Genomic DNA, 7,542 nt, shown 5'->3' with positions numbered 1-7,542 from the left:
ACGCGGCTCGACTTGGTGCCCGGCGCCGGCTCCAATTCGTAGAGCGTCACGACCGGGCCGGGGCGCACGGCGAGGATGTCGCCGCGTACGCCGAAATCGCTGAGGGTGGCCTCGAGCAGGGTCGCATTCTGCTCCAAGGCTTCCGTCGAGACCTGGCTCGCCAGGGACAGGCCCGGCGCTTCGCCGAGCAGGTCGAGGGGGGGATGGGAATAGCTCTCCGCGCCATAGGCCGGCGCGGGAGATGCGCGCCGGATCGGTGCCGGAGCGGGGGACGGTGCCACCGGGGCGACACGGGAGCGCGGCACCGGCGCCGATGCCACCGGTTCTTCGGGAGCGTAGAACTCCTCGCCGCCATCGTCCGGCTCGTCGTCGTGCAGGATCGGCTCATGGAGGGGACGGCGGGTGACCGGCCGGGTCTCCGCCACGGGCTGCGGCTCGAAGACAGGTTCGCGACGCGCCGAGGCGGCATCGCCTCTCGGCTGGTGTCCCGCGTCCTGCGGCACATGGGTCGACCATGGCGCGTCGTCCGCGTCCGAGAAGGCGCGGCGCGCGGCGAGCGCCGGCGAGGCGCCGGCATAAGCGAGTTCGGTGGCCGCCGCCGCCCGGTCGGCACGCCACTCGGCGATCCGTCTGGCGATGGCGGTCCGGCCGCCCATCAGGAGATGCGCCAGGGTGCCGAGGGAGACGATGCCGAGGCTCGGCTCGTCCTCCTCGTAACGGCCGTCATGCCGGGCGGAGGGTTGCGGCCGCTGGCTGGACGCGGACGGAGCGGGCTGATCGTAGGATTCCTCCTCCGGCTCGGCTCCGGCGCGGCAGGCGCCGGTGAGGCACAGGATCGCCACCGCCGCGAAGGCGAAACCGACGAGGGCCGTGGCCGGGGACGCGATGGCGCCGACGATGAGCCGCGCGGTGTGGATCAGGGCATCGCCGGCCACGCCGCCGAGCCCGGTGGGCAGGGGCCAGCGGGCGGTGGGCGGCAGCGCGCTCGCTACCGCGCTCGCGGCGAAGAAGCCGATGATCCAGAGGGTGATCCGCAGGCCGCCCCGGGGCAGTTCCCGGGACCGCATGAGTTGGACGCCCCAGAAGGCGGGCGGCAGGGCGAAGGCCAGGGAACCGAGGCCGAGGAGCTGCATCGCCAGGTCCGACACCACCGCGCCGCCGGTGCCGAGCACGTTGTGCGCGGCATGGTCGGTGGCGTGGTTGATGCTCGGATCGTCGATGGACCACGTCGCCAGGGCGACCGTGAGCGCGGTCGCGCCCGCGAACAGGAGAAGACCGCCCATCTCCGTCATCCGCTTCGCCAGGAACGGCCTGAAGCTGTCGACGAAAGTGTCGTAGGGCGATGCGGAACGGCGGAGCGAGCGCATACGGGACCAGACGCAGGGAGAAACGATCCGGTAACGCTATGTCGACCGAGTTAACGGCTGTTTAAGGCTTAGAGATCGTTAGCACGGCCCGCACAGATGTCCGTGTTTTCGAACGCTTTCACGACTCGCCTCGTCAGATCCGGTCCGTGCCGCCAACGGAGAAAGGCCCCGGATCGCTCCGGGGCCTTTCTTCGTCCATCGCTGAGCTTGGCGCTTAGCGGAAGAGGTTCAGGAGACCGCCCGGCTCGGCGTAGATGCCGGGAGCCGCAGTCGAGGTCTGGAAGGTGATGGAGCCGATGACGGCATCGCCGCACCACTTGGAGGTCCCGCCGTTGTTGAAGCCGCGGTAGTCGCCGGTGAAGTTGAAGCAGTCGGTCTTGCTCAGGTTGGTGTTGTGGTAGCGCACATCGAGGACGATGTTCTTGTAGGTGTAGGACAGGCCGACGTTCCCGTAGAGGTAGCTCGGCAGGTTGAAGGCGATCTGCCCGGTGGCGGAGGTCTTCGCGGCGGTCAGGAAGTAGTAGCCGAGCTCGGACGAGATCGAGAAGCCACCGGAATAGGCCTCGGGCAGGAACGAGAACCAGTTGGCCGGCAGGGTATAGGCGGCGGTGCCGGAGGTGTAGGTGCCGTTGGCGTGCTGGCCGAGGAAGTTCGGCGAGTAGAACACGTTGAGGCCGAGGGTCAGCGAGTCCGTCGCGGTCCATGTGCCCTTGGCGGCGTATTCCATGAAGTCGGTGTTGGCGGTGGTCAGGAACGCGCCGCCCGGGCCCAACAGGCGCTTCTCATTGGGGTAGAAGTAGTAGAGCACGCCGAGATCGAGGGCGAACTTGTCGAAGGTCGGGCGGATACCGGCGGCGAGATCGAACTCCATGTCCGGCTGCGTGGGCAGGCGGGTCTGGTAGGTGGCGAGGCCGGTATAGGCGAAGCCGCCGAAATACTGGGCCTCGAAGAAGGACTGGTAGCTGCCCTGGCGGTTCGACTGCGACACACCGCGGAAGTTGTAGTCCGTCTGGTAGCGCGAGCCGAACGAGAATCCGATCAGCGGATCGGGCGCCTTCGCCTCGACCGGCATGGTCTTCGGCGCGGCAAGGTCGGCGGCGTTGACGCTGCCAACGCTCAGGAACGCGGCGAGGGAAGCGGCAGTCCCCAGTGCGGTTAGCTTCAGTGTCATCAGAGTTCAGCCCCAGTTATTCTGTGATTTGCAAGTTGCCAAATCCGGCCGAGCTTCGCAAAACTAACTTTGATGCAATTGCCCATGAAATAGGCAAATACGGCCGTTCGCGGGACTTGCCATGGGGGTGTTGCATTCGCATCACATTTTCGCCCCAGTCCGGCAGCGGGAGCCGGCTCTGCCTCACGGTCGGGGGCGTCGATGCGGCTCTCGACGGCTGCCACGGACATGAGAAAGGCCCCGGTCGCATGGCGACCGGGGCCTCTCGGTTCGGTTGAGATGGTGTTTAGGCGGGATCAGTAGTTGTAGGCGCGCTCGCCATGGTCGGCGATGTCGAGGCCTTCGCGCTCTTCGTCCTGGGTCACGCGCAGACCGATGGTCAGGTCGACGAGCTTGTACAGGATGGCGGAGCCGATGCCGGACCACAGGATGGTGAAGCCGACGGCCTTACCCTGGGCCAGGAGCTGCGCCGCCATGTCGTAGGCGCCGACAGCGAGTTCGCCGGGCTTGCTGGTGTAATCGGGGATGCCGACGCCGCCGAAGTCCGGGCTCACCAGGATGCCGGTGGCCAGGGCGCCGAGGATGCCGCCGATGCAGTGGACGCCGAAGACGTCGAGGGAGTCGTCGTAGCCGAGGGCGTTCTTCACCGTGGAGCACATGATGAAGCAGGCGCCGCCGGCGACGAGGCCGAGGACGATCGAACCCATCGGACCGGCGAAGCCGGCGGCGGGCGTGACGGCGACGAGGCCGGCGATGGCGCCCGACAGCATGCCCAGGAGCGAGGGCTTGCCCTTGAGCATCCACTCCACGAACAGCCAGGAGACGGCGGCTGCGGCGGTGGCCACGAAGGTGTTGATCATGGCCAGACCCGCGGAGCCGTTGGCTTCGAGGTTCGAACCGGCGTTGAAGCCGAACCAGCCGACCCAGAGGAGCGAGGCGCCGATGGTGGTCATGGTCAGCGAGTGCGGGGCGAGGAGGTCACGGCCGTAGCCGATACGCTTGCCGAGCATCAGGCAGCCGACGAAGCCGGCGATACCCGCATTGATGTGCACGACGGTGCCGCCGGCGAAGTCGAGGGCGCCCCACTTGAAGATCATGCCCGCATCGGCGTTGACCGCGTCGAGGGCGGCCTGCGCCGTCGCCTTGGAGGCGTCGTCGGTGGCTGCGGCCAGGGCCTTGGCGGCGTCGCCGACGAGGTCGGGACCACCCCAGTACCAGACCATGTGCGCCATCGGGAAGTAGATCAGCGTGACCCACAGCACCGAGAAGACGAGCAGGGCGGAGAACTTCATGCGCTCGGCGAAGGCGCCGACGATGAGGCCGGGCGTGATCATCGCGAACGTCATCTGGAAGCAGATGTAGACGTATTCGGGAATGACGACGCCGTTCGAGAAGGTCGCCACGGTGGTGGACGGGTCGACGCCCTTCAGGAAGACCTTGGAGAAGCCGCCGACGAAGTCGTTGAGACCGCCGCCGTTGGTGAAGGCCATGCTGTAGCCGAAGGCGACCCACAGAAGGCAGACGATGGAGGCGATGGCGAAGACCTGCGTCAGCACCGACAGCATGTTCTTGGTGCGCACGAGGCCGCCGTAGAACAGCGCGAGGCCGGGCACGGTCATCAGCAGCACGAGGACGGCCGAGACCATCATCCAGGCGGTATCGCCCTTGTTGGGGACGGGCGCGGCGGCGGCCGGCGCTGCGACGACTTCTGGGGTCGGCGACTGTGCGAGGGATGGCTCGACGAACAGGAGGGCCAGCGCGGCGCCTCCCATCCCGAGCGCAAGGGCATTGCGAAGTTTCATGGAAACGGAACTCCCGGTCGCGGTGCGATGGTGACGTGAGGAAAAGGAGGGGAAGCGGGCCGGAGCGTCGTCCGGCCGGGGCGATGGCTCAGAGCGCGTCGACGTCGGTCTCGCCGGTGCGGATGCGGACGGCCTTCTCGAGGGGCACGACGAAGATCTTGCCGTCGCCGATCTGGCCGGTGCGGGCGGCGGCGGCGATGGCGTCGATGACGCTGCTGGTGAGGTCGGACGCGACGGCGACCTCGATCTTCAGCTTCGGCAGGAAGCTCACGGCATATTCGGCGCCGCGGTAAATTTCGGTGTGGCCCTTCTGGCGGCCATAGCCTTTGACTTCGGTCACCGTGAGGCCGTGGACGCCGATTCCGGTCAGCGCATCCCTGACCTCCTCGAGCTTGAACGGCTTGATGATAGCCATCACGATCTTCATGGGCGGCGCCCCCTTTTGTTCTGGATGCCCCCGGTCACCGGCCCGATCTGCGTCGCGGCCCGGCAATCCGGCATTTCGCACCAGCCGGAATGGCCAAGCGATCGGCGCCCATCATTCAAGGACTATGCCAAAGGGAACTTTTCGCGATTTCCCGTTCTGCACACAAAGTGATCGATCACTGACGCGTGATCGTGCGATTTTTTCGCGACAATTGCCTAAATAATGATCATTCAGACGATAACATGAGCAGAATGGAAGCCCGTAAAGCAAAGCTCGCAGCGCATCACGAGCCGTTCGCGGTCGGCCGGATCAGACCCTCCTGAGCCACGGATGCCACGAGCTCTCCCTCCCTCGTGAAGATCGATCCCCTGGCGAAACCGCGCCCGCCCGAAGCGGCAGGACTCTCCTGCGCATAGAGCAGCCATTCGTCGGCGCGGAAGGGACGGTGGAACCAGAGGGCGTGATCGAGGCTCGCGGATTGGATCGCGGCATCGAACACCGTCTTGCCGTGGGGGATCAGCGTCGCGTCCAGCAACATCAGGTCGGAGGCATAGGCGAGGACGGCGCGGTGGATGGCCGGGTCGTCCGGCAGGCGCGCCCCGGCCCGGAGCCAGACGTGGAAGCGGGGCTCGCGCGGGTCGCGCGACATGTAGCGCTGCACCTCCACCGGCCTCAGCGCGATCGGGGTGGCTCGGCCGAGATAGGTGCGCATGGTGGCCGGGATCGACGGACCTGCCTGCGCGGCCAAAGCGGGGGCGTCGAGGAGCGCCTCGGGCCCCGGCACGTCCGGCATGGCGATCCGATGGACGAGCCCCTCCTCGTCGGTGTGGAAGGAGGCCGACAGGGTGAAGATCGCGCGCCCATGCTGATGGGCCACCACCCGCCGCGTGGCGAAGCTGCGCCCGTCGCGGATACGGTCCACCGCGTAATCGATCGGCGCGGCCGGGTCGCCGGCGAGGATGAAATAGGCATGGAGGGAATGCGGCGGCCGGCTCGCCCCCACCGTGCGCGATGCGGCGACGAGGGCCTGCCCCAGCACCTGGCCGCCGAACACCCGGAACCATCCGGTTTCGATGCTCTGGCCCCGGAACAGGTCGTCGTCGAGGCGCGCGAGGTCGAGGCAGGCGAGGAGTTCGTCGACGGATCCGGTCATGCGGGCCTTTCACCGGGCTGAGGACATCGATGCGGCCGTGCATCACGGCGTCACGGCAGAGGGAATCGCCACAGCTCGCCCGGAATGCAAGACTCATCGGGAATGCAAAACTCGCGGGGAATGAACGGCTCACTCATCGAAAGCGACCACCCGGCCGATCCGGTGACGCATCGTGCTTCGCTGTCGCGCGTTGCCTCCGGCGCGGCGGGGTGCCACTCCACGTGTCTCTCATCGCAGGCCGTGGGAATGGGGACGAGGCAACGGGCATGGGCGAAACGGGGATGAGCGGATCGATGCAAGGTGGCGCGCTCCGCAAGGTGGTCATCGCCGGTGGCGGTATTCCCGGTCTCAGCCTGGCCCTGGCCCTGCGCCAGGCTCATGGCGATGCCCTGGAGGTCACCGTCTTCGAGCCGGGGCTCGACCGCGCCGCGCTGCGGCATCGCGGGCGTGCCTTCGCCGTGGCGGCCGGCGGAAGGCGCATGCTGACGCGGTTGGGAATCTGGGATGGCGTCGCCCATGCGGCCGAACCCATCCTCGACATGGCGATCAGCGACAGCCGTCTGACGGATCCGGTGAGGCCGGTCTTCCTGACTTTCGGCCAGGACGGTGACGGCGAATCGCCGCTCGTCGGTGAGCCCTTCGCCCATATGGTGGAGGCAGAATACCTCGTCGACGCCCTGCTGACGGCATCGAAAGCCGTCGGGGTGGCCTTCGAGCCGGTCGGCATCCGCCACGCACAGGCGAACGGCCGGAGCATCGCCCTCGCGTTGTCCGATGGGCGCGAGACCGACGCGACGTTACTGGTCGCCGCGGACGGATCGCGGTCGAGGCTGCGCGAGGCGGCCGGGATCGGATGGGTCGGCCGGTCCTATCCGCAGACGGGCATCGTCGCCACGATCGGCCATGAACGCCCCCATGGCGGCCGGGCCTTCGAGCATTTCCTGCCGAGCGGTCCCTTCGCCATTCTGCCCCTGGTGGATGGCGGCGCGCTCGGCCACCGCTCTTCCATCGTCTGGACGGAGCGGGCAGCGGATGTGGAGGCGCTGATCGGTGGCAGCCGCGAGGAAACCCTCGGGGAAATCGAACGCCGCTTCGGGCTCAATCTCGGCCGTCTCGTGCTCGAGGACGGGCCGAGCGCCCATCCGCTCTCCCTCGGCATGGCGCGAAGCTTCCGGGGCGAGCGGCTCGCCCTGCTGGGCGATGCGGCCCATGTCATCCACCCGATCGCCGGCCAGGGGCTGAATCTCGGCCTCGCCGATGCCGCCTCCCTGGCGGAGGAGATCACGGAGGCCCTGCGCCTCGGGCTCGATCCGGGGGCGAAGGATGTGCTGCAGCGCTACGAGCGGAGCCGGCGCTTCGACACTTTCGCCATGGCGGCCGCCACGGACGGGCTCAACCGCCTGTTCTCCAACGACATCCTGCCGGTTCGGCTGATGCGTGATCTCGGGCTCGGCCTCGTCGACCGGATGCCGGGATTGAAGTCGCTCTTCATCGGCGAGGCCTCGGCCTCGCGGGGCGCCTCGCCCAGGCTGATGCGGGGCGAGGCGTTGTGAGACGGTCTCACCGCCTGTTCGGGTTGTCTTTCCAAGACATTACCTCATCCTGAGGCGCCGCGTAGCGGC

Annotated in this window: 6 protein-coding genes; 1 reads left to right on the top strand and 5 read right to left on the bottom strand. The window is 67.7% G+C overall.

The genetic code is table 11. The features are described from left to right. The 5 genes from MBTS_RS08645 to tesB form a co-directional block, all read right to left on the bottom strand. Positions 1 to 1,367, bottom strand: a 1,367-nt coding sequence (locus MBTS_RS08645; RefSeq protein WP_192215419.1) for a DNA translocase FtsK 4TM domain-containing protein, incomplete at its 3' end; no start/stop codon positions are given. 214 nt (positions 1,368 to 1,581) lie between these two features. Further along, entirely contained in the window at positions 1,582 to 2,538 is a 957-nt protein-coding gene (locus MBTS_RS08640; protein ID WP_147830055.1) for a TorF family putative porin, read from the bottom strand. A gap of 296 nt (positions 2,539 to 2,834) precedes the next feature. Continuing rightward, positions 2,835 to 4,340, bottom strand: coding sequence for an ammonium transporter (locus MBTS_RS08635; protein WP_026176080.1), 1,506 nt, complete (start codon positions 4,338 to 4,340; stop codon positions 2,835 to 2,837). An 88-nt stretch (positions 4,341 to 4,428) separates the two neighbouring features. Then, complete coding sequence (locus tag MBTS_RS08630; protein WP_018044676.1) at positions 4,429 to 4,767, bottom strand: P-II family nitrogen regulator; 339 nt, start codon at positions 4,765 to 4,767, stop codon at positions 4,429 to 4,431. Positions 4,768 to 5,050: 283 nt separating this feature from the next. Beyond that, on the bottom strand, positions 5,051 to 5,920 hold the full coding sequence (gene tesB, locus MBTS_RS08625; RefSeq protein WP_192215418.1) for an acyl-CoA thioesterase II: 870 nt from the start codon (positions 5,918 to 5,920) through the stop codon (positions 5,051 to 5,053). 281 nt (positions 5,921 to 6,201) lie between these two features. Between tesB and MBTS_RS08620 the strand changes: the two genes are divergently transcribed. After that, positions 6,202 to 7,473: an FAD-dependent monooxygenase gene (locus MBTS_RS08620; protein WP_238253818.1), complete on the top strand. Its 1,272-nt coding sequence runs from the start codon at positions 6,202 to 6,204 to the stop codon at positions 7,471 to 7,473. The last annotated feature ends 69 nt before the right edge of the window (positions 7,474 to 7,542 follow it).

Origin of the sequence: Methylobacterium bullatum, assembly GCF_014845095.1 — a bacterium.
In the GTDB taxonomy this organism is placed as follows: domain Bacteria; phylum Pseudomonadota; class Alphaproteobacteria; order Rhizobiales; family Beijerinckiaceae; genus Methylobacterium; species Methylobacterium bullatum.
Note: the sequence above shows the minus strand (reverse complement) of the source record. Positions and strands in the feature narration are given on the sequence as shown.